The sequence below is a fragment of the Kitasatospora sp. NPDC088742 genome (genome assembly GCF_055584905.1).
This window is the reverse complement of record NZ_JBVJLD010000014.1, coordinates 125,341-149,803: the sequence shown is the minus strand read 5'-3', so window position 1 is coordinate 149,803 and position 24,463 is coordinate 125,341. Positions and strand designations below refer to the sequence as shown.

General features: G+C 74.3%; 19 protein-coding genes and 1 pseudogene. 9 read left to right on the top strand and 11 right to left on the bottom strand.

Going from position 1 to position 24,463, the window contains the following annotated elements; translation table 11 throughout:
- Together manB and ACZ6ZR_RS14460 are read right to left on the bottom strand one after the other, a co-directional pair.
- A pseudogene (gene manB / locus ACZ6ZR_RS14465) lies at positions 1-191 on the bottom strand (phosphomannomutase/phosphoglucomutase); the annotation flags it as partial.
- 102 nt (positions 192-293) lie between these two features.
- Positions 294-710, bottom strand: a complete 417-nt coding sequence (locus ACZ6ZR_RS14460; RefSeq protein WP_465642410.1) for a DUF3499 domain-containing protein — start codon at positions 708-710, stop codon at positions 294-296.
- Positions 711-789: 79 nt separating this feature from the next.
- On the opposite strand from ACZ6ZR_RS14460, the gene ACZ6ZR_RS14455 reads away from it, so the two are divergent.
- Complete coding sequence (locus ACZ6ZR_RS14455; RefSeq protein ID WP_465642409.1) at positions 790-1,239, top strand: metallopeptidase family protein; 450 nt, start codon at positions 790-792, stop codon at positions 1,237-1,239.
- A 49-nt stretch (positions 1,240-1,288) separates the two neighbouring features.
- On the opposite strand, the gene ACZ6ZR_RS14450 is transcribed toward ACZ6ZR_RS14455, so the two are convergent.
- From ACZ6ZR_RS14450 to ACZ6ZR_RS14440, 3 genes are all read right to left on the bottom strand, one after another.
- Positions 1,289-2,953 (bottom strand): DUF5719 family protein, encoded by a 1,665-nt coding sequence (locus ACZ6ZR_RS14450; protein WP_465642408.1) that lies wholly within the window; start codon positions 2,951-2,953, stop codon positions 1,289-1,291.
- Positions 2,954-2,962: 9 nt separating this feature from the next.
- Positions 2,963-6,727: a glycosyltransferase family 2 protein gene (locus ACZ6ZR_RS14445; protein ID WP_465642407.1), complete on the bottom strand. Its 3,765-nt coding sequence runs from the start codon at positions 6,725-6,727 to the stop codon at positions 2,963-2,965.
- Between the two features lie 268 nt (positions 6,728-6,995).
- Positions 6,996-7,268 (bottom strand): WhiB family transcriptional regulator, encoded by a 273-nt coding sequence (locus ACZ6ZR_RS14440; RefSeq protein ID WP_145790473.1) that lies wholly within the window; start codon positions 7,266-7,268, stop codon positions 6,996-6,998.
- Positions 7,269-7,943: 675 nt separating this feature from the next.
- Between ACZ6ZR_RS14440 and ACZ6ZR_RS14435 the strand changes: the two genes are divergently transcribed.
- From ACZ6ZR_RS14435 to ACZ6ZR_RS14425, 3 genes are all read left to right on the top strand, one after another.
- Positions 7,944-8,549: a cysteine dioxygenase gene (locus ACZ6ZR_RS14435; protein WP_465642406.1), complete on the top strand. Its 606-nt coding sequence runs from the start codon at positions 7,944-7,946 to the stop codon at positions 8,547-8,549.
- Positions 8,550-8,611: 62 nt separating this feature from the next.
- Complete coding sequence (cofD, locus tag ACZ6ZR_RS14430) at positions 8,612-9,571, top strand: 2-phospho-L-lactate transferase (protein WP_465642405.1); 960 nt, start codon at positions 8,612-8,614, stop codon at positions 9,569-9,571.
- Positions 9,568-10,857: a coenzyme F420-0:L-glutamate ligase gene (locus ACZ6ZR_RS14425; RefSeq protein WP_465642404.1), complete on the top strand. Its 1,290-nt coding sequence runs from the start codon at positions 9,568-9,570 to the stop codon at positions 10,855-10,857. The genes cofD and ACZ6ZR_RS14425 overlap by 4 nt, the downstream gene beginning before the upstream one ends.
- 16 nt (positions 10,858-10,873) lie before the next feature.
- Here ACZ6ZR_RS14425 and ACZ6ZR_RS14420 read toward each other — a convergent pair whose 3' ends face one another.
- Positions 10,874-11,782 (bottom strand): DNA-3-methyladenine glycosylase family protein, encoded by a 909-nt coding sequence (locus tag ACZ6ZR_RS14420; protein WP_465642403.1) that lies wholly within the window; start codon positions 11,780-11,782, stop codon positions 10,874-10,876.
- Positions 11,783-12,028: 246 nt separating this feature from the next.
- Positions 12,029-13,081: a peptidoglycan recognition protein family protein gene (locus ACZ6ZR_RS14415; RefSeq protein WP_465642402.1), complete on the bottom strand. Its 1,053-nt coding sequence runs from the start codon at positions 13,079-13,081 to the stop codon at positions 12,029-12,031.
- Between the two features lie 101 nt (positions 13,082-13,182).
- Between ACZ6ZR_RS14415 and ACZ6ZR_RS14410 the strand changes: the two genes are divergently transcribed.
- From ACZ6ZR_RS14410 to ACZ6ZR_RS14395, 4 genes are all read left to right on the top strand, one after another.
- A complete protein-coding gene (locus ACZ6ZR_RS14410) occupies positions 13,183-13,977 on the top strand; it encodes a TIGR03089 family protein (RefSeq protein ID WP_465642401.1) in 795 nt (264 codons plus the stop codon).
- A 36-nt stretch (positions 13,978-14,013) separates the two neighbouring features.
- The gene (locus ACZ6ZR_RS14405) at positions 14,014-15,294 is read left to right on the top strand and encodes an LCP family protein (protein ID WP_465642400.1); all 1,281 of its coding nucleotides are present in this window, start codon (positions 14,014-14,016) and stop codon (positions 15,292-15,294) included.
- Positions 15,295-15,429: 135 nt separating this feature from the next.
- Positions 15,430-17,082: an LCP family protein gene (locus ACZ6ZR_RS14400; RefSeq protein WP_465642399.1), complete on the top strand. Its 1,653-nt coding sequence runs from the start codon at positions 15,430-15,432 to the stop codon at positions 17,080-17,082.
- Positions 17,083-17,216: 134 nt separating this feature from the next.
- Entirely contained in the window at positions 17,217-18,767 is a 1,551-nt protein-coding gene (locus tag ACZ6ZR_RS14395; RefSeq protein WP_465642398.1) for an LCP family protein, read from the top strand.
- Here the strand turns inward: ACZ6ZR_RS14395 and ACZ6ZR_RS14390 are convergent.
- Entirely contained in the window at positions 18,755-19,366 is a 612-nt protein-coding gene (locus ACZ6ZR_RS14390; RefSeq protein WP_465642397.1) for an acyltransferase, read from the bottom strand. The genes ACZ6ZR_RS14395 and ACZ6ZR_RS14390 overlap by 13 nt on opposite strands.
- A 171-nt stretch (positions 19,367-19,537) precedes the next feature.
- Between ACZ6ZR_RS14390 and ACZ6ZR_RS14385 the strand changes: the two genes are divergently transcribed.
- A complete protein-coding gene (locus ACZ6ZR_RS14385) occupies positions 19,538-21,001 on the top strand; it encodes an LCP family protein (protein ID WP_465642396.1) in 1,464 nt (487 codons plus the stop codon).
- A 132-nt stretch (positions 21,002-21,133) separates the two neighbouring features.
- On the opposite strand, the gene ACZ6ZR_RS14380 is transcribed toward ACZ6ZR_RS14385, so the two are convergent.
- The 3 genes from ACZ6ZR_RS14380 to ACZ6ZR_RS14370 form a co-directional block, all read right to left on the bottom strand.
- Complete coding sequence (locus ACZ6ZR_RS14380; protein ID WP_465642395.1) at positions 21,134-22,915, bottom strand: hypothetical protein; 1,782 nt, start codon at positions 22,913-22,915, stop codon at positions 21,134-21,136.
- A 59-nt stretch (positions 22,916-22,974) separates the two neighbouring features.
- Entirely contained in the window at positions 22,975-23,433 is a 459-nt protein-coding gene (locus ACZ6ZR_RS14375; RefSeq protein WP_465642394.1) for a serine O-acetyltransferase, read from the bottom strand.
- 64 nt (positions 23,434-23,497) lie between these two features.
- Positions 23,498-24,463: an LCP family protein gene (locus ACZ6ZR_RS14370; protein ID WP_465642393.1), complete on the bottom strand. Its 966-nt coding sequence runs from the start codon at positions 24,461-24,463 to the stop codon at positions 23,498-23,500.

Here is a 24,463-nt window from a genome sequence, read left to right as displayed (position 1 = left end):
GCCGCACCCTCCGCGAACGCCCGCGTCAACGACGGCGACGACGGGCGCATGTCATGACCCACCACGATCGCCGACGCACCCACCACCCGCACGAACGCCGCACCCAACGCCCGCGACAGCACCTCGTCCCACTGATCCGGCACCACACCCCGGACGTCGTACGCCTTCACCAGCTGCTTCAGGTCCCGCACAACCGCTCCACTTGTTGGGTACTCAGACCAGGGCAGCGTACCGGGAGGTGATGGACGGTCGGTGAACACAGCGCCCTACGTCACCTCGGCCGATGCGCGCCGTCAGCTCTCCGGGGAGCGGAGCACCCTCAGGTGGCCTCGGCGGCCCGCCTCGGTGCCCTCGGGCTCCCTGGACGGGACCTGACGGGGCGTCTGGGGGCGGGCGGCCTCGCGGACGGCGTTGGCCAGCGCTTCGAGGTCGTCGCTGCTGCGGCGGAGCGGATTGGTGTCGGCCGCCAGTCTGACGACCTCCCAGCCGCGCGGGGCGGTGAGGCGCTCGGCGTGCTCGGCGCACAGGTCGTAGCAGTGCGGCTCGGCGTAGGTGGCGAGCGGGCCCAGCACGGCGGTGGAGTCCGCGTAGACGTACGTCAGCGTCGCGACGGCCGGTCGGCCGCACGCGGTCCGCGAACAACGACGTACAGAGCTCACGAGGGTGGACGGTACCGCACTCCTGACCAGGCCGCGAAGACCCGCCCCCACCGAGTGTCACGTGTCGCCGACATGGGCGTCGTCGGGGTGGTCCACTTCCGGGGCTCCAAGGACTACGCTCGACACTGATATGGACAGTTCCGCACCCCGATCACCGGCCGACCCGCCCCGCGTCCGGCGCCACCGCGACCGGCACGGCCGTGGCCTGCGCGGACCCTTGGCGCCGCCCCAGGTGCCCATCTCGCTCACCCGCTCCGAGCTGTTCGACGACTACGTCCGCGAGTCGGTGGAACGGCTGGAACGGCGCTGGCCCCAGCTGGTGGACGTCGAGTTCGCCGTGCAGGAGGTGCCGACGCCCGGCGAGGAGGACGACGAGGACGGCGGCGTGCCGCTCGGGCGGCTGATGGCGGCCGGGCAGGGCCGCAAGAGCCGGATCGTCATCTACCGGCGGCCGGTGGAGATCCGGGCCAAGAACCGGGACGACCGGGCCGCGCTGGTGCACGAGATCCTGATCGAGCAGGTGGCCGACCTGCTCGGCCTGTCGCCGGACGCGATCGACCCGCGCTACGACGAGGAGTGAACTCAGGGGCGCCCCCGGCCGGGGGCGCCCCTGAGTTCCTGTCGGTGCGTCAGTGCAGCAGGACCGCCGGGTCGGGCTGGGACTGCGGGATCCTGACGGTGCTGTGGTCGTCGCGGAAGGCCTGGACCGTGAAGCCCGGGACGTCCTTCACCGCGACCGTGAGCATCCGCGCGGCCACCACCGGACCGCCGGAGACGGTCTCCACCGTCACGCCGAAGGCGCCGTTGAGCCCGGCCGGCTCGGGGGCCGGGAGGGCCACCGTGGCGCCGGGCGGGACGGAGACCTCCTTGGTGGCGGGGGTGCCGCCGCCGCTGCCCGCCGAGGCGGTGACCTTCACCTTGGCCTCCTGCTCGCCGGTGGAGGTCAGGTAGAGCGTGGTGGCGTTGCCGCCCCGGTTGTCGGCGATCGAGGCGCGCGGACCGACCGGCGCCGTGCCGGTGATCCAGGCCGCGTCGGACTTGCCGTTCTGCGTACGGTCCAGCCGCAGGGTCGCCACCACCGGGGTGGGGTGGGTCTCGTCGCTCGGGCTGAGCCGGAGCGCGCCGGGCTCGCCCCGGGTCACCTGGCCGAGGTCGACCGCGTTGACCATGCCGGCCTTGACGTGGATGGTCTCGAAGCCGGCCGGGGTGAACCAGCCGTTGCGGCCGGAGACCTGGATCTTCAGGTCCGCGTCCTCCTCGCCGGGGGCGGCGACCACCAGCCGGGCGGCCGAGGTGTCGGCCGCCAGGCCGGGCAGCACCTGGGTCGCGGCCGGGGTGGCGGAGGGCGGGATCCAGTCCGAGCCCTTGCTGCCGTCGGCCGCGTGCACGCCCGCGCCGATCCGGCCGCTGCGGGCCACCACGTGGACGGCCAGGTCCTTCTGGTCCTTCGTCAGGGAGGGCAGCCGGATGGCCTGCGAGCTGCCGGGGGCGAGCGCGATGCCCTCGGCCGCCGGGTTCTCGATCGGGCCCTTCTCGCCGTAGAGCTTGAGGTCGACCACGGCCGGGACCAGCGGGTCCGGGTTGACCAGGCTGACGTAGTCCACCCGCTGGTCCCCCAAGGTGCTGGCGCCGGAGAACCAGAAGCTGGTGCCGGTCGGCGTGCAGCTGAAGCCGGACAGGCCCCGGCCCTGTTCGTCAGTGACGGTGGTGGTCTGGGAGACGGTGAAGCCGGGGGCGTACCCGCCGGTGGCCACCGCGGAGGTGCCGGGGGCGTTGTCGCCGTTGGCGGCCGGGCCGGTGACCGGGACGCCGGACTTGGCCAGCGCCACCCGGGCGTCGGCGGGGGCCGCGTCGGCCGGGGCGGGGGCGGAGGGAGCCGCCGGCGGGGCGCCTGACGGGGCGTCGGCCGCCGGGGCGTGCGGGACGACGTCGGAGAGCGCGCCGTAGCCTCCCGTCCCGGTGTCCTGCGGGGAGAACAGCGTGAGCGTGGTCGAGCCGGTCAGGCCGTGCAGGGGCTGCGGGCAGACCAGGGCGGTGCGCTCGACCTTGGCGCTGCTGGCGGCGGCCGGGGCGGTCGCCTCCGGGTCGGCGGGCGGGCGCAGCTCGGCGATGCCGAAGACCACGCCGATCGCCACCGCGCCGGCCAGCAGCGAGACGCCGGTGCGGGTGCCGCCCGAGGCCTTCGGGCCGTCGGCCCGCTGGTCGCCGGGGCCGGCCTGGCCGTCCGCCGCGGGGGCGGACCGGCCGAAGGTGGGGGCCTTGAGGTTGGGGGCCTTGAGAGTGGGCTTCTTCATGACGGCGGGTCAGCTCCCCGATCCGGGCCGGTACTGCTGGCCGTAGGGGTCGTTGGGGTCGTGGTAGGGCTCCTGCTGCGGCTGCCCCGGCACCCAGGGCTGCTGCTCCGGCTGGTCGTAGCCCGGGTACTCGGGCTGCGCCTGCGGCTGCTCGTAGCCCTGCTGGTAGGGGTCGTAGCCGTAGGACTGCTGCTGCTCGTAGCCGTAGGGCACGGCGGCGGGCTGCTGGACGGCGTACTGGTCCCAGCCGTACGGGTCGGCCTGCTGGTACGGGTCCTGGTACTGCTCCGCCGGGGCGGCGGGCTCGGGCTCGGCGGCGGTCTGCGCCGGGATGGCGGCGTAGACGCCGCTCTCCTCGGAGCCGGACTGCTCCTCGCCCTCGCCGCGCTCGGCCATCCGGCGGGCCCGGCGGCTGCCGGGGACGGGGGCCTGCGCCTGGGCGGCGGCGGCCAGCGCGGCGGCGGCCACCACCTCCTCGGGCAGGTCGTCGTCGTTGTGGTTGCGGCGGCCGGGCAGGGCGAGCACCAGGACGGTCACGCCGAGCAGCACCTGGGCCCAGATCCAGCCGGTGTGCAGCAGGCTGCCGCTCCGGGTGACGTCCAGGGTGCCGCCGCCGGCCGGGAGCTTGAAGCCCTGCGCCCAGCCGTCCAGGGTGACCGGCTCCAGCTCGGTGCCGTCCAGGGTGGCCTTCCACTCCGGGGCGGCGTCCTCGGCCAGTCGCAGGGTGCGGCCGGCCTCCCCCGCCGGGAGCTTGCCGTGGATCTCGCGGACCCCCGCGGGGAACGGCTTGGCGGTGCCCTTGGCGTCCACCACCACGGCGCGGGTGGCCGTGGCGCCGGTGACCTGCCAGAGGCCGATGCCGTCCTCCTCGCTGAGCTTGCTGAGGCCAGGGGTGGTGTCCAGCACGTCCCGGGCCTTGGCGGTGAGCGGCTGCTTGAGCTCGACGTAGCCGATGCCGCGGCCGGCCAGGGCCTTGGCCTGCTCGCCGCCGGAGCCGCCGAGCAGCTTTCCGACCAGGGCGTCCAGGGCGTTCTTCGGGTCGTCGCCGACGGCGACGGTGCCCTCGGCCTGACCGAGCGTCAGGCCGGAGCCGCGGACCAGGGCGTAGCGCACGGTGGCGCCGTCGCCGGTGACCACCAGGGTGCGGGCGCGGTCGGTGGTGCCGGCCTCCTCCGCGATGAAGGCGGGCACCTGGGCGGCCTCGCCCCGGCGCAGCGGGCCGTCGGCGCCGGTGACGGCCCACCAGACGGCGGTGCCGAACGGGGCCAGCACGGCGGCGGCCAGCACCAGGGCGGCGACCGGCTGGCGCCAGCCGAAGGCGATGCCGGAGACGCGGGCGTTGGCGCCGTCGGCGCCGATCGCGGCGGCGGCCAGCAGGGCCACGCCGCCGAGCAGGGTGGCCGGGCCGGCCCAGGCGGCGACCGGGAGGCCGCCGGAGGCCGGGGTGACGCTGGTGCCGGCCACCACCACGGTGAAGATCAGACCGGCCAGGGCGGCGCCCCAGGCGGCCAGCACGGCGCGGCGGCGGTCGGCGCGCAGCAGCGCGGCGAGCGCGGCGAGCACCACGCCGGCCGAGAGCCAGACCGGCGGCACCCCGGCGCCGCCGGGGTTGACCAGGGCCAGGCCGAGCGGACTGGCCGCCGCGCCCTCCAGGCCGGGCAGCCCGGCCTCCAGCAGCAGCCGGGACGGGTGCGCGAGCACCTCCAGCGACCAGGGCGCGAGCACCAGGACGGGGGCGCCCAGGATCACCAGGACGCGCAGGCCGAGCAGCCGGACGGCCTCGCCGCCGGAGCCGTAGGCGCCGCCGCGGAGCACCGCGTGGGCCAGTGCGGCCAGGCAGAGCGGGACGGCGATGGCCCAGGTCAGCGGGACGAAGGCGGTGCAGACGGTGAGCATCAGCACCGTCATCCAGGTGGAGCGCCAGCCGGGGCGGGCGCCCTTGGCGGCGGTCTCGGCGCGGATGCCGAGGCCGGCGCTGACCGCGGCGGCGCGGGCCAGCGGCGGCAGCAGCACGGCGAGCACCGCGGTGCCGAGCCGGCCCTGGGCCAGCGCGCCGGTGGCGGCGGGCAGCATGGCGTACCCGGCGCTGGCCCAGGCGCGGACCAGCTTGGACTCGATCAGCGGGCGGGAGACCAGGTAGGCGCTGACCGCGGCGAGCGGGATGGCCAGCACCAGGAGCAGGGCAACCATCAGGTCGGCGTTGCCGAACAGCAGCCAGGAGAGCACCGCGAGCACGCCCAGGTAGGGCGGGGCGGTGGCGTCGGAGCCGCCGCCGACCGGGTGCCAGGCATCGGCGTACATCGACCAGAGGCCTGACGCCCCGTCAGCGGCGGGCAGCAGCGCGCCTCCCAGCAGGCTGCCGCTGCCGAAGAGGTTGCGGCAGGCGATCACGGAGACCACCAGCAGGGCGGTGAAGAGCAGCGGGGCGGGGCGCCGGGCCAGCTTCTTGACCAGGGTGAACTGCTCGACCACCAGGTCGTCGGCGTCCTCGTCGCCCGGGCCGGACTCGGCCGAGCCGTGCCGGCCGGCGCCCGGGTCCTCGCCGCCGCCGATGCCGAGGGCGCCGATCGCGCCCTCGACCGCGAGGCGGGTGGTGGCGCCGGGGGCCGGGAAGAGCGTGCGGTCGTCCAGCGGGTCGCCGGACCTGGTCCTGGCCCGGCGCTTGCGGGCGGCCAGCAGACGGGGCAGCCGGACCAGTTCGTGGCCCAGGCCGGCCAGTTCGTCGAAGGCCTGGCGGGGGTCCTTGCCGACCACGTTGACCAGCATCCGGACCAGGGTGCCGAGCACCAGCCGGAGCAGCACGTACGGGAGCAGCAGGCCCTTGGAGTTGGCCAGCAGGGTGTAGACGGCGCCGGCCTTGTCGACCCGGTGCGGGTGGGCGGAGCCGCAGTCGATCTGACGGCGCTCGCGGCTGGCCGCCTCGGCGTGCCGCAGCACCGCGTCGGGGGCGACCACCACCCGGTGGCCTGCCGCGTTGACCCGCCAGCAGAAGTCGGTGTCGTCCCGCATCAGCGGGAGGGCCTTGTCGAAGCCGCCGAGCTCCTCGAAGACGTCCCGGCGCACCAGCATGCCCGCGGTGGAGACGGCGAGCACCGGCCGGACCTGGTCGTGCTGGCCCTGGTCCTGCTCGCGGCGGTCCAGACCGGTCCAACGGCGGCCGGAGCGGGCGATGGTGACGCCCACTTCGAGCAGCTGGCGGCGGTCGTACCAGCTGCGCAGCTTGGGACCGACCACGGCGGCGGTCGGGGTGGAGTCGGCGACCTGGAGCAGCCGGCGCAGCGCGTCGGTCTGCGGTTCGCAGTCGTCGTGCAGCAGCCAGAGCCACTCGACCGGCTCGGTCTCCCGGGGGCCGCCGCGGCCGAGCTCGTCCTCGGCGCCCAGCGGGTCGCCGAAGTCGTCCCAGCCGCCGGTGACCGGGTCGTAGCCGGACGGGTCGAGGCTGTACGGGAGGTCCTCGGCGCGCAGCGGCGGGGAGTTGAAGACGGCCTGGCCGACGGCGTTGCCGAAGCCGGAGCGGCGGCCGAGGACCAGCGGGCCGCTCTCGGGCAGCCAGTCGCCCAGGGTGTCCCGGAGCAGCTGCTGGGAGGTGTCGGTGGAGCCGGTGTCGACGGCGAGGATGCGTTGGACCGGGCGGTCCTGGCCGAGCAGGCCGGCCAGGGCCTGCGGGAGCCACCGGGCACCGTCGTGGGAGACGATCACGGCGGTGACCAGGTGGCGCGGGTATGCGGGAGGCCGGGCAGCGGAGAAGCCGCTCTGGTGGCTGTAGACGGTCATCGAGTGCGTGAGCCCCAAGCTTCTCGGTGCGGCCAAGGGAGTTGGCGCCCCACACTAACGGCTCCGGATGGCGGGCTCGTCCTCGGTGTGCCCCCGAGGAGGGGGAGAAGCGGGGGAAACGGCACCGGAACGGTGCCGGTGTGTACCGCGCGCGAGAGCCCGGGCGAGGTGCCGTCGGCACATTCACGAGTTGTGCGGGAATTGGGCGGAAATGCAGAAGCGCCCCACCGTCTTCGGTGAGGCGCCGCACGAACAGGAGAACGGCCGGTCAGACCGCGCTCTTCTTGAGACGACGGCGCTCGCGCTCGGAGAGACCGCCCCAGATGCCGAACCGCTCGTCGTTGGCGAGTGCGTACTCCAGGCACTCGGAGCGGACCTCGCAGGCCAGGCAGACCTTCTTGGCCTCGCGGGTGGAGCCGCCCTTCTCCGGGAAGAAGGACTCCGGATCGGTCTGCGCGCAGAGCGCGCGCTCCTGCCAGCCGAGCTCCTCTTCGTCCTCTTCGATGCCCTCACCGATCAACAGCTCAAAGAGCTCGCTCATCTCCGGCGCCTCCTCTGCCCCTTTTGGCGTCCCCGTGGTGTTGCCGTTGCCTGGAGCGGCGGAACGACACGAGTGAAATTACATGTGCGTCACTCTGGCCCAGTCAAGCCGAGCTCTGGTATTGGGCCGAGGATTCACTCCCCGGAACCAAGGCACTACGACAAGTGTACATATCCGGACATGACGGTCTTACTGACCTAATCGGACCAACCGGCCGGAACCACCCACCGCCTGACACGCAGTCAACCTGACGCACCCTCAGCCCCACCACCCCCCGAACGGGTGGACGCGAGCCGCAGCGCACTCGGTTGCCGCTGGTCATCGGCTGCCTTCCCGGCGATCTTCACATCGAAACATAGAGGGTGATTTATCACCCCATCCGGTGGTTCATGCGCGAAGTTCCCGGAATGCCCGGACGATCGGGTTGACACTGTGGCCCCTCTTGCGGTCTCCTTGCCCTCATGTCAGAGTTCGCCGCCCCCGTGAGCCGCCGCCAGGCGCTGCTCCGTCGTGCCGCGAGCTCCCTCTGTTGTCGCCTCTGTTCCTGTATCTAGGCGCACGCGTCCCACCGCGCGCCGCCTCCAGGAGCACCGAGGCCGACCGCGACAGTCCCCCCTGAATCCCCCGCGGACCGGCTGCACACCCGCCGATCTCCGCCTCCGAGGATTCCGCCCCATGCGAATGCCCCGCCTCCGCAAGCGCAACCGTGACCGCGCCCGGCAGCAGCACCTGCTCGCCGCCGCCCCCGTGCCCGCCCCCCGCTGGACCGACGGTCTGAGCGACGTCTCGATCGCCGGCGACCCGACCGCCTTCCAGCACCTGGCCCGCACCGACCTGCCCGCCCACCCCACCACGGTGGCCGGCTACGCCCGGCTGGTCCGCGAGATCGCCGCCGACGAGAGCCGCTGGAAGCCGCTGGTCCGCTACGACGCCCTCACCCGCTGGTACTCCCGGCTGGAGACCGGCCCCGGCTACGAGGTCTGGCTGCTCAGCTGGCTGCCCGGCCAGGGCAGCGGCTTCCACGACCACGGCGCCTCCTCCGGCGTGATGACCGTGGTCCAGGGCGAGCTGGTCGAGCGGGCCCTGACCCAGGACGGCGAGCAGCAGCGCCCGCTGCCCGAGGGCAGCCGCCGGGTGTTCTCCTCCGGCTACCTGCACGAGATGGTGAACGCCTCGCTGGAGCCCGCCGTCTCCATCCACCTCTACTCGCCGGGCCTGGTGGAGATGAACCAGTACGGCGCGCAGGCCCCGGCCGCCGAGCGCCGGATCGACGCGCACTGACGGATCCACCCGCACCGACGGTCCGTGGCCTCGGGACCGGTGCCGCCTGGCAGGATGGGCCCATGCGCATCGTGGCACTGGCAGGCGGCATCGGTGGGGCGCGCTTCCTGCGCGGGCTCCGGGAACTGACCGGCCCTCAGGACGAGATCACCGTCATCGGCAACACCGGGGACGACATCCACCTCTTCGGGCTGAAGGTCTGCCCCGACCTGGACACCGTGATGTACACCCTGGGCGGTGGCATCCACGAGGAGCAGGGCTGGGGCCGGGCCGACGAGACCTGGTCGGTCAAGGAGGAGATGAAAGCCTACGGGGTCGGACCGGACTGGTTCGGGCTCGGCGACAAGGACTTCGCCACCCACATCGTGCGCACCCAGATGCTCGCCGCCGGCTATCCGCTGAGCGCCGTCACCGAGGCGCTCTGCGACCGCTGGAAGCCGGGCGTGCGGCTGCTGCCGATGAGCGACGACCGGGTCGAGACCCACGTGCGGATCACCGAGGACGGCACCCCCAGGGTGGTGCACTTCCAGGAGTACTGGGTACGGCTGCACGCGGCGGTGGACGCCGAGGCGATCGTGGCGGTCGGCGCCGAGACGGCCGAGCCCGCCCCCGGCGTGCTGGAGGCGATCGCGGCCGCCGACGTGATCCTGCTGCCGCCGTCCAACCCGGTGGTCTCGATCGGCACCATCCTGGGCGTGCCCGGCATCCGGGAGGCGGTGGCCTCGGCCGCCGCGCCGGTGGTCGGGCTCTCCCCCATCATCGGCGGCGCCCCCGTGCGCGGCATGGCCGACAAGGTGCTGGCGGCGGTCGGCGTGGAGGCCACCGCCGAGGCGGTGGCGCTGAACTACGGCTCCGGGCTGCTGGACGGCTGGCTGGTGGACACCGCCGACGCGGCCGCCGTCGAGATGGTGGAGGCGGCCGGGATCGCCTGCCGGGCAGTGCCGCTGCTGATGACCGATGTGCCCGCGACGGCCGAGATGGCCCGGGTGGCGCTGGAGCTGGCCGAGCAGGTGCGCCGGTGATCTGCGTGCTGCCCGTGCTCGGGCTGCCGGAGATCGAGCCCGGCGCCGACCTGGCCGAACTCATCGCCAAGGCGGGCGAGTTCGAGGACGGCGACGTGGTGGTGGTCACCTCGAAGATCGTCTCCAAGGCGGAGGGCCGGATCGTCGAGGCCACCGACCGGGAGGCCGCGATCGACGCGGAGACCGTCCGGGTGGTGGCCCGGCGCGGCCGCTCCCGGATCGTGGAGAACCGCAACGGCCTGGTGATGGCCGCCGCCGGGGTGGACGCCTCCAACACCGCCCCCGGCACCGTCCTGCTGCTCCCGCTCGACCCCGACGCCTCGGCCCGCGCCCTGCGTGCCCGGCTGCGGCAGCTGACGGGCCGTCGGCTGGGCGTGCTGATCACCGACACCTTCGGCCGGCCCTGGCGCAACGGCCTGACGGACGTGGCGATCGGCGCGGCCGGGGTCGCGGTGCTGGAGGACCACCGGGGGCGGACGGACAGCCACGGCAACGAGCTCACGCTCACCGTGACCGCCACCGCCGACGAACTGGCCGCCGCCGGTGACCTGGTGAAGGGCAAGGCCAGCGGGGTGCCGGTCGCGGTGGTGCGGGGCCTGGCCGGGGTGGTCACCGAGGAGGACGGGGACGGCATCCGGCCGCTGCTGCGGCCGGTGGTCGACGACCTGTTCCGCTTGGGCACCTCGGAGGCGCTGCGGGAGGCCGTCACGCTGCGGCGGACCGTACGGACCTTCACCGCGGAGCCGGTCGACCCGGAGGCGGTGCGGCGCGCGGTGGCCGCGGCCGTGACCGCCCCGGCGCCGCACCACACCACGCCTTGGCGGTTCGTGCTGGTGGAGTCCGGTGAGGTACGGGAACGGCTGCTGGACGCGATGCTCGCCGCCTGGCGGCGGGACCTCGCGGAGCTGGACGGCTGGGACGAGGCGAAGATCGCCCGGCGGACGGCGCGCGGCAACGTGCTGCGGGCCGCGCCGTACCTGGTGGTGCCCTGCCTGGTCATGGACGGCTCGCACGACTACCCCGACGCGCGGCGGGCCGCGGCGGAGCGGGAGATGTTCGTGGTGGCGGCGGGGGCCGCCGTGCAGAACCTGCTGGTGACGCTGGCCGGGGAGGGGTACGGCTCGGCGTGGGTCTCCTCGACGATGTTCTGCCGCGGGACGGTGCGGGAGGTGCTGGACCTGCCGGAAGGGTGGGACCCGATGGGGGCGGTGGCGGTCGGGCGGCCGGCGGAGGCGCCGAAGGCGCGTCAGGCGCGGTCGGCGGAGGCCTTTCTGACGGTGCGGTAGACGGCTGGCCGGCCGGCTAGCGGGAGCGGTGGTCGTTCGGGGTGAGGCGGGGCCCGTAGCGGGGGGCGCGGGCGCCGGTCAGGGCGATCAGGCGGCAGACCCGGTGGCGGTGGCCCGCGTACGGGGCCAGCAGCGCGAGCATCTGCGCGTCGTCGCTGCGGGGGCGGCCCGCGAGGGCCCAGCCGACCAGGTTGGGGAGGTGGAAGTCGCCGACGGAGACGGCGTCCGCGTCGCCGTTGCTGCGCTGGAGCGTCTCGGCGGCGGTCCAGGGGCCGATGCCCGGGACGGTGGTGAGGCGGGCGGTCGCCGCGTCGTGCGGGAGGGCTGACGCCTCTTCGAGCCGGGGCGCGAGGCGGACCGCCCGGACGACGGTGGCGGCGCGCTTGGGGTCCACGCCGGCGCGGTGCCACTCCCAGGACGGCAGCAGCGCCCACTCCCGGGCCGACGGGGCCACCCACATGCCCTCGGCGGGGCCGGGGGCGGGGGTGCCGAAGTCCTTGAGGAGGGTGCGCCAGGCGCGGTAGGCCTCGTCGGTGGTGACCTTCTGTTCCAGGATCGCGGGGACCAGGGACTCCAGGACCAGGCCGGTGCGGGTCAGCCGCAGACCGGGGTGGCTGCGCTGGGCCTCGCGCAGCGGGCCCGGGGGGAGGTGCAGGCCTGACGGGTCGTCGGACGCACCGAGGAGGAGCGGGACCCGGTCGAGCAGCCACTCGGCGCCGGGGCCCCAGGCGTGGGCCTCGACCACGCCGTGCTGATGGGCCAGGCGGAGGGTGCCGACGCCGGAGGGGGTGCGGGAGGCTCGCCAGACGGCGCCGTCGCCGCTGCTGCGGAAGGAGGGGTCGGCGGGACCCCGGCGCAACGGCAGCAGGCACCGCCCGAGGTCCAGCGGGAACCCGGGCTCCCAACGACGCACCGCCTCCGACACCTTGCCGCACCTCCCGCCACGCGAGGATACGCGGACGCGACGGCCGTCAGGGAAAGCGCTCAGGGGCGCGGGGCTCTGCTGATCTGCGGCTCCGCCGCGCGGGCGCGCTGGGGAACGGCAGCACGTGCAACTGGCTCGCGTGCCCCGATCTCACGCTGGTCCGCCTTCCGTACTCGCGCCCGCGCGGCGGAGCCGCAGATCAGCAGAGCCCCGCGCCCCTGGTGGCGTAGCCACTTTCGTCAGGGGTTACCGGCCCTGGAGGTGGGTGGACCAGGTGCGGATGGCGGGGAGGCGGGTGTAGAGGGCGGTGCCGGGGCATTCGGTGTTGAAGGCGTCGCGGTGGCCGGAGACGGTGTCGAAGGTGGCGGTGGTGCCCTTGGGGTAGCGGCTGCCGTCGGAGGCGGAGGTGAGTCGGGTCTTGCCGTCGGCGGGTTGGCCGGTGAGGCCGAGTTTCCAGGCGGCGAGTTTGGCGATGCCGTCGATCTGGGCCTGGGGGACGGCGTCCTGGGTGTAGCGGCCGAGGGCGGCGATGCCGGCGGTGTCGGTGTTGAAGCCGAGGGTGTGGGCGCCGAGGACGGGCTGGGCGACTCCGCCGGCGCGGCCCTCGTAGACGGTGCCGCAGCGGTCGACCAGGAAGTTGTAGCCGAGGTCGCGCCAGCCGTTGCTCTTGACGTGGTACTGGTAGATCGACCGGATGACCTTGGGTGCGTCGGCGCAGGCGTAGTCGTTGGCGGTGTCGGTGTGGTGGACGAAGACCGCCCTGACCGGGCCGGTGTAGGTGAAGTCGGGCTCGCGGACGGATTCGTCGGCGCCCCAGCCGGCCCGGGTGACGATGCCGGGGCGGGGCGCGGCCCCGCCGGCCCGGCGGGGAGTCACGTCCCGCCCGGGGTCGACCAGTTCGGCGCGCAGGCCGCGCGGGGCGCTGCCGGTGAAGCGGACCTCGACCCCGTCGCTGGGGCCGACCCAGAGCGGGGCGGTGGCGCCGCGCCGGGCGGCCTCGGGGCCTTCGGGGTCGGGGCGGTCGTCGGGTTCGACGGCCAGCGGGTGCCAGGGGCTCCAGGCTCCGCCGACGGCGCGGGTGCGGACCTCGACGGTGCCGTCGGGGGTGGCGGCCGGGTCGTCCCAGCTGACGCCGACCAGGGAGAACGGGGCGGTGTCGTGCTGCGGCAGGCCTCGCTGAGCGGTCGTCAGGGGGATGGTCCTGACCCCGCCGGAGGGGCTCTCGGCGAGGGCGGGCGGGGGGAGCAGGAGGAGGGCACTGGTGGCGGCGGTGGCGGCGGCGAGCAGGGCGATGCGCATGAAAGGGATATTGAGGGCAAACCGAATCTGACGCCATGTCGGTTCCGCCGGGCGGCCGCCTCTCCCCCGGCGGACGGGGAGGTCGTAGGCTGGACCGCACCATGACTGCGCCATTCGCTGCCGACGCCCGCACCCCCGCCGAGCTGCTGCACGCCTACCTGCGCCCGGGGGCCCTCGACGCGGACCCGACCCGTCCGCTGGTCACGTTCTACGACGACGCGACCGGCGAGCGGGTGGAGCTCTCCGCCAAGACCTTCGACAACTGGGTCGCCAAGACCGCCAACCTGCTCCAGGACGAGCTGAACGCCGGTCCGGAGGACCGCGCCGCGCTGCTCCTTCCGGCCCACTGGCAGAGCGCCGTATGGCTGCTGGCCTGCTGGTCGGTGGGGGTGGTCGCGGTGCCCGGCGGCGCTCCGGCCGACGCCGATCTGGTGGTGAGCGGCCCGGACGGGCTGGACGCCGCCAAGGACTGCTCCGGCGAACGGGTGGCGCTCGCGCTGCGTCCGCTCGGCGGACGGTTCCCGGCCCGGCCGGACGGCTTCCTGGACTACGCCGCCGAGGTGCCGGGGCAGGGCGACCGGTTCGCCCCGTACTCGCCGGTGCACCCGCAGGCGCTGGCGCTGGAGACGGTGGTGGAGGACGGCCTGCCGCTGAAGCTGACGGGTGAACAGACCGTGGCGCTGGCCCGGGAGGGCGCGGCCCGGCTCGGGCTGGACACCTCCAGCCGGGTGCTCAGCACGCTCTCGTACGACGACTGGGCCGGGCTGGAGGCCGGGCTGCTGGCCCCGCTGGCGGCCGGTGCCTCGGTGGTGCTCTGCCGGAACTCGGGCGGGCTGACCGAGGAGCAGTGGGCGAAGCGGATCGAATCCGAACGAGTGACTCTGCGTCTGGGCTGATCCGCCCGGTACGTCGACCGGGTAGGAATCCCGGTCATGGCCGAGGACGATGACCAGAGCGTGCGCCCCCCGACCGTCCGCGGCGGGGGGCGCCGCCGCATCCTGCTGCTGATCTCCGGGGTGCTGGCGCTGCTGCTGGTGGCCGGGGGCGTGGTGGCGTGGATCGGCTACCGGAAGCTGGACGGCAACATCGGGACCGACACCGCGACCGGGAAGCTGCTGCGGCAGGACGAGTCGGAGCGCCCGGAGCGGGGGCCGCAGCAGGCCAGGAACATCCTGCTGATCGGCAGCGACGACCGCAGCGGGGCCAACGGCGAGTACGGCTACGCGGGCGGGCAGCGCTCGGACACCACGATCCTGCTGCACTTGGCGGCGGACGGGGAGCACGCCACCGCGGTCTCCATCCCCCGGGACGCGATGGTCCGGGTGCCGGCCTGCGAGCTGCCGGACGGGACGCGGTCGACGCCCCGGTTCGTGCAGTTCAACTGGGCCTTCGAGCTGGGCGGTCCGGCCTGCACGATCCGGACCGTGGAGCGGCTCAGCGGCATCCGGATCGACCACCACCTGATCCTGGACTTCACCGGCTTCAAGAAGATGGTGGACGCGGTCGGCGGGGTGGAGGTCTGCGTGCCCCGGGCGATCCACGACCGCAACGCCAAGCTGGACCTGCCGGCCGGGCGGCAGGTGCTGGGCGGCGAGCAGGCCCTCGGGTACGTCCGGGCCCGCGAGACCCTCGGGGACGGCAGCGACACCCAGCGGATGGGCCGTCAGCAGGAGTTCCTGGCCTCGATGGTGCGCAAGGTGCAGTCCACCGGGGTGCTGCTCAACCCGACCCGGCTCTGGCCGCTGCTGAACGCCGCCACCGGGGCGGTCACCGCCGACGAGGGGCTGAGCCGGCTGGGCGCGCTGTACGACCTGGCCCAGGACCTGCGCTCGATGCCGACCTCGAACGTGGTCTTCCTGACCACCCCGCGCCGCCCGTACCCGGGGAACTGGGACCGGGACCAGCTGGTCCAGCCGGACACCGACCAGCTGTTCGCCGCCCTGCGCTCCGACCGCTCGGTGAGCGTGCGGGCCTACCAGGTGAGCGCCTCGCCGTCGGCCACCCTGCTGGCCGACGGGGCGCCCTCGGCGCTGCTCCGCGACCCCTCGGTGGACGGCTCCGCGGCGCACGAGCCCCCGCCGGGCGCCTCCGCGAGCCCCTCCCCGGACGACCTCGGCGGCTGGACGCCGTCGGCCGGTCCGACCACCCTGCCGACCGCCGAACCGACCCTGGAGGGCCGGACCGCCGACCAGGAGGCCTGCGCGATGCACTGACCGCGGGCGGGCCGGCGAGTGGCCGGTCCGGGCCCGACGGGGCGTGAACTTTGCCCGTTTTCATGGCGTTTGACCGCCGTGTCAACGGTCACAGTACGACCGGATCATGGCCGGAGCTCGTCTAGGGTGTCCGGGGTGAACAGCGGAAACCGGCACGACGGACACCTCGCGGACCAGACCCCGGCCGCGGTGGACCCGGCCGACCAGTGGGTGCTCGACCCGGCCACCGGGGAGTTCCGTCTGGACCTGGACGCCACCCCTCCCCCGGCCACCGTGCCGCGCCCCCGGGCCCGGACCGCCCGGCCGGAGGCCGCCGCACCGCCGCCCGGCGGGCGGGCCTCGCGCCGCCAGACGGGCGGCGGCGGGCGCCGACGGGCCGTCAAGTGGACCGCCGGGGTGGCCGCGCTGGTGCTGGTGGCCGGCTGCGGCGGCGCGCTCTACGCGTACCAGCGGATCAACGGGAACATCACCGCGGTGAACGTCCAGGTCGGCCCGGACTCCGAACGGCCGCAGGCCGCCACCGGGGCGATGAACATCCTGGTGATCGGCACCGACAGCCGGCAGGGGCTGGGCCGCTCGTACGGTGACGAGGGCAGCCCCGGCCACGCCGACACCACGCTGGTGGTGCACGTCGCCAAGGACCGCAGCAACGCGACGGTGATGAGCATCCCGCGCGACCTGATGGTCACCGTCCCGGAGTGCGAGGCCAACGGGAAGAAGATCCCCGGCACGGCCCGGACGCTGTTCAACGAGAGCCTGGGCCAGGAGGGCCGCGACCCGGGCTGCACCTGGCGGACCGTCGAGAAGATGACCGGCATCCGGATCGACCACTTCCTGATGGTCAACTTCGAGGCGGTGAAGAGCCTCTCCACCGCCGTCGGCGGCGTGGAGGTCTGCGTGGCCAAGGACATCAACGACTCCGGCTCGCACCTGAAGCTGACCAAGGGCCGGCACGTGGTGCAGGGCGAGGACGCGCTGGCCTTCGTCCGCACCCGGCACGCCGTCGGCCAGGGCAGCGACCTGTCCCGGATCGAGCTCCAGCAGCAGTTCCTGGGCTCGATGATCCGCAAGATGAAGAGCAGCGACACCCTGACCAGCCCGACCAAGCTGTTCAACCTCGCGGACGCCGCCACCAAGGCGCTCACCGTGGACCCGGGCCTGAAGAGCGTGGACAAGCTCAAGGACCTGGCGCTGGACCTCTCCAAGGTGGACACCAAGCACATCACCTTCGCCACCGTGCCGGTGCTGGACGACCCGAAGAACAAGGGCCGGGTCATCCTCAACGACAAGCCCGCCGAGCAGCTGTTCGCGATGCTCGCGGCCGACCGCTCGCTGACCGAGGTGGCCGGCGCCGCCGCCGACCCCTCGCCGGCCCAGGCTTCCGCCGCACCCTCCGCCCCGCCCGCGCCCACGGTGGACGCGGCCGCCGTCCGGGTCACCGTCCGGAACGGGTCCGGCACCCCCGGGCAGGCCGGAAAGGCCGTCACCGCCCTGAAGGGGAAGGGCTTCGCGCAGGCCGGCACCGGCAAGGACACCGCCACCGCCCCGGCCACCACCGTCTCCTACCCGAAGGGCAGGGCCGACCAGGGCGTCGCGCTGGCCGCCGCGCTCGGGCTGCCCGCCGAGGCCGCCAAGGAGAGCGGCGCGATCGCCGCCGGGGAGCCGCTGCTGCTGGTGCTGGGCAAGGACTTCGGCGAGCTCGGCAAGCCCGCGGTGCCGGTGCCGACCGAGGCGCCCAAGGACCTCCAGCGGGTACAGGCGGACGACGCCGACGTGTGCGCGAAGTGAGCAGAGATGGTCAAACTCACAGTCATACGATCGTTCTGACTGTGTAACAGATCCGCGATCTCGTCCGTGGTGTCGGGTAGGTTCCGAACAGGTGGCCTACGGGGGGCTGCTCACGACGAGTGGTGGTGCTACCGATGACGAACGTCCAAACGCGGCCGTCCGGGGGGCGCGCCGCCGCCCGGCAGGCGGCGAAACAGCAGCGGGGCGGACCACGGCGGGTACTGCGGCGGCTGGCCCTCGGCCTGGCCCTGCTGCTGCTGGCGGCCTGCGGCGGCGGCTACTGGTACTACCAGCACCTGAACGGCAACTTCGATTCGGGCGAGCGGAACCTGAGCGACGCCTCCGGGGCGAAGACCGCGCCCAACGCGGCCGGCCAGACGCCGATCAACATCCTGATGATCGGCACCGACAACCGCGGCTCGGCCAAGAACATCGCCCTCGGCGGCTCGGCCGACGACGCCGGGCGGCCCGGCCTGGCCGACGTCCAGATGCTGCTGCACGTCTCCGCCGACCGCTCCAACGCCTCGCTGATATCCATACCCCGGGACACCCTGGTGACCATCCCGGCCTGCCGCAGCGAGGACGGCAAGTCCACCAAGCCCTCGGTCCGCAAGGCGATGATCAACGAGGCGCTGGCCCGGGGCGGCCCCGGCTGCCTGCTCGGCACCTGGCAGGCCATCACCGGCCTGTACGTCGACCACTACATGATGATCGACTTCGCCGGCGTGGTGGACATGGCCGACGCCGTCGGCGGCGTACCGGTCTGCGTCAACATGAACCTCTACGACCGGTACCGCAAGGGCCACGGCGGCACCGACCTCAAGCTGGCCAAGGGCACCCACCGGGTCCAGGGCGAGCAGGCGCTGCAGTGGCTGCGCACCCGCGACGCCTGGGGCGACGACATCGGCCGGACCAAGGCCCAGCACATGTACCTCTCGTCGATGATCCGGGAGCTCAAGTCCAAGGGGACGCTCACCGACCCGGCCGGGCTGCTGAAGCTGGCCGAGACCGCCTCGAAGTCGATCAGCCTCGACAAGGACCTGGCCGACGTGAAGGCACTGATCGACCTCGGCACCGACCTGCGCAAGGTCCCGACCGAGCGGATCACCACCCTCACCGTGCCGACCGTGACGGCCGCCAGCGACGAGAACCGGCTGGAGCTCAAGGAGCCGGACACCAAGCAGATCTGGGACATGCTGCTGGCCGACCGCCCGCTGGACGACAAGGGCCCGGCCCCCGCCGCCGCCCCCGCCCCGTCGCCGACGCCCTCCCCGTCGGCGAGCACCGCGGCGCCGGCCACCGTGGAGGTCACCGTGCAGAACTCCTCCGGGGTGGAGCGCCGGGCCGGTGACATCAAGGCGGCGCTGGCCGCCAAGGGCTTCGCCAAGGCCTCGACCACGGCCAACGGCGCGGCCCGCAAGACCACCCAACTCGAGTACGCCCCCGAGCAGTCGGCCGAGGCCCAGGCGGTGGCCGCCGCCCTCGGACTGCCCCGCACCGCCCTGCACGAGGGCACCGCCAAGAGCGACCTGCTGCTGGCCGTCGGCGCCGACTGGCCGAGCGGCACCACCTTCCCGGTGACCGCCGCGCCGACCCAGCTGCCCAAGTCGGCCGAGGCCGTCACCGCGGACAACGACAAGAACTGCATGGACGTCAACCCGCAGGGCGGGCTCTACACCTTCTGAACCGTGCCCTCCGTGAGCACGCCGTCGGTCTCGGTGTAGTGCTCGCCGGTCCTGGGGCACTGCCAGCGGCCGGGGGCGGTCTCGGTGAGCGGCTCGCCGGCCCGGCCGACCCACTTGAGGCGGCGGGCCGGGACGCCGGCCACCAGGGCGAAGTCCGGGACGTCGCGGTGCACCACGGCACCGGCCGCGACCAGGGCCCAGCGGCCGACCGTCACCCCCGGGGTGATCACCGCGCGGGCGCCGATCGAGCAGCCCTGACGGAGCGTCACCCCCTGGGCGTGCCAGTCGTCCCCGCGCTTGAGCTTGCCGTCCGGATCCACCGAGCGCGGGTACACGTCGTTGGTCAGCACCGCCGCCGGGCCGACGAAGACGCCGTCCTCCAGGACGGCCGGCTCGTAGACCAGGGCGTGGTTCTGCAGCTTCACCCGGTCCCCGATCACCACGCCGGGGCCGACGTACGCGCCGCGCCCGATGATGCACTCGGCCCCGATCACCGCGTCCTCGCGGACCTGGGCCAGGTGCCAGACCGTACTGCCCTCGCCGATCCGCGCCCGCTCGTCGACGTCGGCGCTCTCCACCACTCGCACTGGGTTCCCCATGGCGCCGAACATAGCGTCACCGGGGCCGCGCGCGGGGCCGGTTGGCGGTTGCCGGTCCGACCCGGCCGGACCGAACGGGTGCATGAACGTTTCGGCGACCGGGCCCGCGTACGGCGTACCCGCCCGGCGCGTCCTGCTCCGGTGCTCCTGCGGCGCGCCTACCATCCGAGGGTGCCGCCGACTGCCACCCGTCACGGGACCGACCCCCAGCGCACCCCGCCGGTGCGCCGGTGGGGCCGGTGGCTGGCGGCCGCCGTCTCGCTCGCCGTGCTGGCCACCGCCTGCGGCGGACGGACCCTGCTGGCCGGGGTCGGGGACGCGATCGGCCGGGTGGACGCCTTCGGCTCCGCCGGGGACCGGCCGCCCGACGACGGGGTGACCACCTTCCTGGTGGCCGGCACCGACGACCGGGAGGGCATCCCGGCCGACACCCTCAAGGGCCTGCTGCACGCCGGCGGCGAATCCTGCCACTGCACCGACACCCTGATGATCGTTCAGCTGGCCGAGCACGGCGGCCGGGCCAGCGTGGTCTCGATCCCCCGCGACTCCTACGTGGTGATCCCCGCCCACCGCGACCTGGCCACCGGCCGGGAGGTCCCCGAGGGCCACGGCAAGGTCAACGCCGCCCACGGGATGGGCGGCCCCGCCCTCACCGTCCGCACCGTGGAGCGCAACACCGGCCTGCGGATCGACCACTACCTCCAGGTCGACTTCCTCTCCTTCGTCTCCACCGTGGACGCGCTCGGCGGCGTCGAGGTCTGCACCGCCAAGCCGTTGAAGGACCAGTACTCCGGACTCGACCTGCCCGCCGGCACCACCCGGCTGGACGGGGCCGGGGCGCTCAAGTACGTCCGGGCGCGGCACGTGGACGGCAGCTCCGACCTGGGGCGGATGCAGCGTCAGCAGAAGTTCCTGGCCCAGCTGTTGAGGCAGGCCACCGGGAGCGGGACCCTGCTCAACCCGGTGAAGCTCTCCCGGGTGACGGAGACGGTGCTGCGGTCGGTCAAGGCCGACCAGGAGCTGTCCAGCGCCGATCTCGTGGCGCTGGCCACCCAGTTGAAGGACCTCTCGCCCGCCACGGCGGACTTCGCGACCGTCCCGCTCAAGGACGTCAACCACCAGGTGGAGGGCTGGGGTTCGACGGTGCTGTGGGACCCGTCGGGGGCGAAGGCGCTCTTCGACGCCGTCCGGAACGGGCAGCCGCTGACCGAGCGGGCCCCCGCTCCCGCGGCCGCGGCCGCCGTCGCGCCCGGGGCGGTGCCGCCGGGGCAGATCCGGGTCCAGGTGCTGAACGGGGCCGGGACGGCGGGGCTCGGGGCGCGGGTGGACGGGGACCTGCGGAAGGCCGGGTTCGCGACGACGGGGGCGCCCTCGAACGCGGGTGGGGGGAACGCGGCGCGGACGGTGGTGCGGTACGACCCCCGGTGGGACGAGTCGGTGAAGACGCTGGCCGCCGCGCTCCCGTACGCGGAACTGGTCCAGGCCCCGGGGCTGGGCGCCACCATGCAGGTGATCGCCGGCTCCGACTACACGGGCGCCCTCCCCGGCCAGGCCTCCCCCACCCCGGCCGCCACCCCGTCTGCGTCGGCACCGGCCGTGACGGCCAACACGGGAGCGGACATCAGCTGCCCGTGACCTAGGGGAGCGGCAGCACGTGCAACTGGCTCGCCTGCCCCGATCTAGCGCTGGGCCGCCTTCCGTACTCGCGCCCACGCGGCGGAGCCGCAATCAGCAGAGCCTCGCGCCCCAAGGGCGTAGCCACTTTCGTCAGGTGAGCCAGAAGACGGTGATCGTGGTGAGGAGGTAGGCCGTCAGGGAGAGGCGGTTGACCAAGAGTTCGGGGAAGTGGTCAGGGATGTCGGTGGTGGGGCGGTGGGCGGGTTCGTGGGCGGCGCGGGTGACGGCGGTGGCGAGGGCGTGGGGGTCGTAGCCGCCGAGGCCCAGCCAGGCGGCGGCGCGGTGGCCGATGTGGAGTTCCTGGTCGTCGTGGGTGCGGACGGTGACGCGGCCGTTCTCCGCCGTGGCCGCGGTGATCTCCGGCCAGGCGGTCCGACGCCGGGTCAGGCCGGTGCTGGTCACCAGGCCGTTGCGGTCGAAGCGGGCCTGCCAGCCGAGGGCGGCCACCGCTCCGGTGATGCCGAAGCCGCCGAGGAGCAGGGGCTGGACCAGGCCCGTCCACCAGCCGTCGGCGGAGCGGGAGACCACCAGCGCGCCGAGGACGAGTGCGGCGGCCGGGCCGACGGCCAGCCGCAGGCGGGCCGGCATGCCCTGGTCCTCGGTCGGGCGCGGGGCGGTGGGCCGCGGCCGGCGGAGCACCTTGACCTGCGGGGTGCAGACCACCGCGACCCAGTCGAGTTCGAGCACGCCGTCCCGGTCGTCCTGCTCCGTCCAGCGCCGCACCAGGACGGGGGCGGACGCACCGTCAGGCCCCTGGTAGAGCAGGGCGGTCCGCAGGCCGGGCGGGCGCTCGGCCTCGCCCTCCCAGTGGAGGGGGAAGTCGCCGAGCGGCGCCCAGGCGGTGCCGTTCCAGCCGAGGTACTGCCGGGTGGAGAGCCGCCAGAGCGGGCCGCCGCCCTCGGGGCCGACGATCTCCTCCTCGCCGTCCGGGTGGTGCACCACCGTCAGGACGGGGGCGCCCGGCCCGGCCAGGTCGCGGATCAGTCCGACGCTGCGGGCGGCGGAGCCGAGGACGACCAGGCCGAGCGCGCCCAGGACGGTGGCGGCCATCAGCCAGGGGGTGGGGTCGTACGCGTCACCGGCGAGGCGGACCCAGCCGTCGCGGTCGGCCAGCAGCGGGAGGGTGTCGCCCGCCTTGGGGTACGCGTCCCACCAGACCGTCACCTCGGCGGTGCGGTGGCGGTCCTCGCCGGGCAGTCGGTACTCGACCTCGGTGTCGCCGAGCTCGTCCGAGGAGAGCACCCGGCCGGAGACGGTCTCGGCCCGGGCGGCCCGTCCGTCCGCGTCCTCCTGGTGCTCCAGGCCGGTGAGTGCCGAGACGGTGGCCAGGCCGATCAGCAGGCCGCCGATGACCAGCCGGACGACCGGCTTCGGCGGGGCCGGGGCCGGGGTGCCGGCCAGGGTCCAGGGGTAGGGCTGCTGACCGCCCATCAGGTCGGCCAGCCGCTGCCGGGCGGCCCGGCGGCCGGCGCCGGCCCGGGCGAGCACCGCCAGGAGCGCGGCCTGGGCGGCCAGGGCGGTCCAGCGGCTGACCTCGTCCGGCAGGCCGTCCGGCAGGTACCAGAGCAGCGGCAGCAGGGCGGCCGGGATCAGCACCAGGCCGCGCGGCCGGAAGAGCAGGGCGACGGCCTCGGCCAGCAGTGCGGCGGCCACCGCCGTCTCCGCCCAGCTCTGCCCGCACGGGTGGGCCGGGCCGCAGGACAGCTGGGTCCGGGCGGCCTGACCCATCGCCACCACGCAGACCAGCAGCGGCACCACGCACAGCCAGCGGCTGTCCCACCGCTGCGCGGTGCGGTCGGCCAGCCACTGCTCGGCGAGCTCGTCGGTCAGGGGCGGCGGTGCGGCGGGCAGCGGCGGTGCGGGATGGAACATGCGCCTGATGGTCCCATCCGCCCCCCGGCGGGCCGCCGCCCGGGTCCCGCGCACAGGACCTAGGGCTGCGGGACGCGGGGCGCCGGGGTGCGCGTGCCGATGCGGCGGGCCGGGGCGCCGGCCCAGATCTCGTTCGGGCCGGTGGAGGTGGTGAGGACCGCGTTGGCGCCGATGATGGTGCCCGCGCCGACGGTGAGCACGCCGCGTTTGCAGACGATCTTCGCTCCGGCGCAGACCATCACGCCGTCCTCCAGCACCACCCGCTCCATCGCGCTCCGCTCCTGCGGCACCCAGGGGTCGGCCCGGCCGATGGTGACGCCGTTGTAGAGCGTGACGTCGGCGCCGAGGGTGGTGTACGGGTGCAGCACGGTGCCGAAGCCCCGGTGGTAGACCTTCAGGCCCGGGCCGATCTCGACGGGGGCGGGGACCTCGACGCCGTACAGCGCCAGGGCCTCCTGGACCAGGCGGCCGAGGAGCCGGTTGCGGCGGTGGGCGATGAGGGTGGTCACCAGTGACATGCAGCCCATTGTGGACCAGTGGTGACGGAGCGTGAGATGACGCGCGGTCAGGAGTTCGACGTGGTCAGGAGTTCGGAACGGGCCGGTCGTTCTGGATCGCCTCGAACAGGCGCTTGGAGGCCTGCGGGGCCCAGAGGATCGAGGAGCCGGCCGGGGTCTGGTAGTTCTGGTCGGCGATCGGGACGGTGAGCGTGGTGCCGCCGGAGCCGGAGACCTGGTCCATCTGCCGGGCGAAGCGGGTCAGCGTCCAGAGCGAGGAGTCCCGGTCCACCGTCAGGGTGTCCAGGGTGGCGGCCAGGAACGGGTAGAGGACGAAGGGGTTGAGCAGGGTTCCGGGGCTGAGCACCTCGGAGGCCAGGGCCTTGAGGAAGGCCTGCTGGTTGCCGATCCGGCTGAGGTCGGAGTCGGGCAGCGAGTAGCGGGTGCGGACCAGGGCCAGGGCCCGGGTGCCGTCGAGGTTCTGACAGCCCGCCGGGAGGTCGGCCCCCGACTTGGCGTCCTTCACCGGCTTGTCCAGGCACATCTCGACCCCGCCGAGGGAGTCCACGATGGTCACGATGCCGGTGAAGCCGACCTCCACGTAGTGGTCGATCCGGATGCCGGTGTTCGACTCCACCGTGCGCACCAGCAGGGTGGGGCCGCCCAGGGCGAAGGCCGCGTTGATCTTGTTCTTGCCGTGCCCGGGAATGCTCACGTAGCTGTCGCGCGGGATGCTCATCAGCACCGGGCCGTTGTCGCCCTGGTGCAGCACCATGATGGTGTCGGTGTTGGTTCCGGACTCCCCGCCGACGTGCAGCTCGCGCTGCTGCTGGGGCGTCAGGCCGGCCCGGCTGTCCGAGCCGACCAGCAGCCAGTTGGTGCCCGGGCCGTCGCCCGGGCGGCCGTCCCAGTCGGTGACGGCGTCCACGTGCCGCAGCCGGTCGTCGGCCCAGACGTACGTCCCCAGGACGACGGAGACCAGGGCGAGCAGCAGCAGGCCCGCCGTCCACCGGACGACGCGCCACCAATTCCGTCCACCACCGCCGCTCAT

Coding starts and splice junctions, on each gene's coding strand:
- ACZ6ZR_RS14410 (WP_465642401.1), top strand. CDS start 13,183: ATGACTGCGCCATTCGCTGCCGACGCCCGCACCCCCGCCGAGCTGCTG.
- ACZ6ZR_RS14390 (WP_465642397.1), bottom strand. CDS start 19,366: ATGGGGAACCCAGTGCGAGTGGTGGAGAGCGCCGACGTCGACGAGCGG.
- ACZ6ZR_RS14370 (WP_465642393.1), bottom strand. CDS start 24,463: ATGAGCGGCGGTGGTGGACGGAATTGGTGGCGCGTCGTCCGGTGGACG.
- ACZ6ZR_RS14375 (WP_465642394.1), bottom strand. CDS start 23,433: ATGTCACTGGTGACCACCCTCATCGCCCACCGCCGCAACCGGCTCCTC.
- ACZ6ZR_RS14450 (WP_465642408.1), bottom strand. CDS start 2,953: ATGAAGAAGCCCACTCTCAAGGCCCCCAACCTCAAGGCCCCCACCTTC.
- ACZ6ZR_RS14455 (WP_465642409.1), top strand. CDS start 790: ATGGACAGTTCCGCACCCCGATCACCGGCCGACCCGCCCCGCGTCCGG.
- cofD (WP_465642405.1), top strand. CDS start 8,612: ATGCGCATCGTGGCACTGGCAGGCGGCATCGGTGGGGCGCGCTTCCTG.
- ACZ6ZR_RS14435 (WP_465642406.1), top strand. CDS start 7,944: ATGCGAATGCCCCGCCTCCGCAAGCGCAACCGTGACCGCGCCCGGCAG.
- ACZ6ZR_RS14415 (WP_465642402.1), bottom strand. CDS start 13,081: ATGCGCATCGCCCTGCTCGCCGCCGCCACCGCCGCCACCAGTGCCCTC.
- ACZ6ZR_RS14440 (WP_145790473.1), bottom strand. CDS start 7,268: ATGAGCGAGCTCTTTGAGCTGTTGATCGGTGAGGGCATCGAAGAGGAC.
- ACZ6ZR_RS14380 (WP_465642395.1), bottom strand. CDS start 22,915: ATGTTCCATCCCGCACCGCCGCTGCCCGCCGCACCGCCGCCCCTGACC.
- ACZ6ZR_RS14405 (WP_465642400.1), top strand. CDS start 14,014: ATGGCCGAGGACGATGACCAGAGCGTGCGCCCCCCGACCGTCCGCGGC.
- ACZ6ZR_RS14395 (WP_465642398.1), top strand. CDS start 17,217: ATGACGAACGTCCAAACGCGGCCGTCCGGGGGGCGCGCCGCCGCCCGG.
- ACZ6ZR_RS14445 (WP_465642407.1), bottom strand. CDS start 6,727: ATGACCGTCTACAGCCACCAGAGCGGCTTCTCCGCTGCCCGGCCTCCC.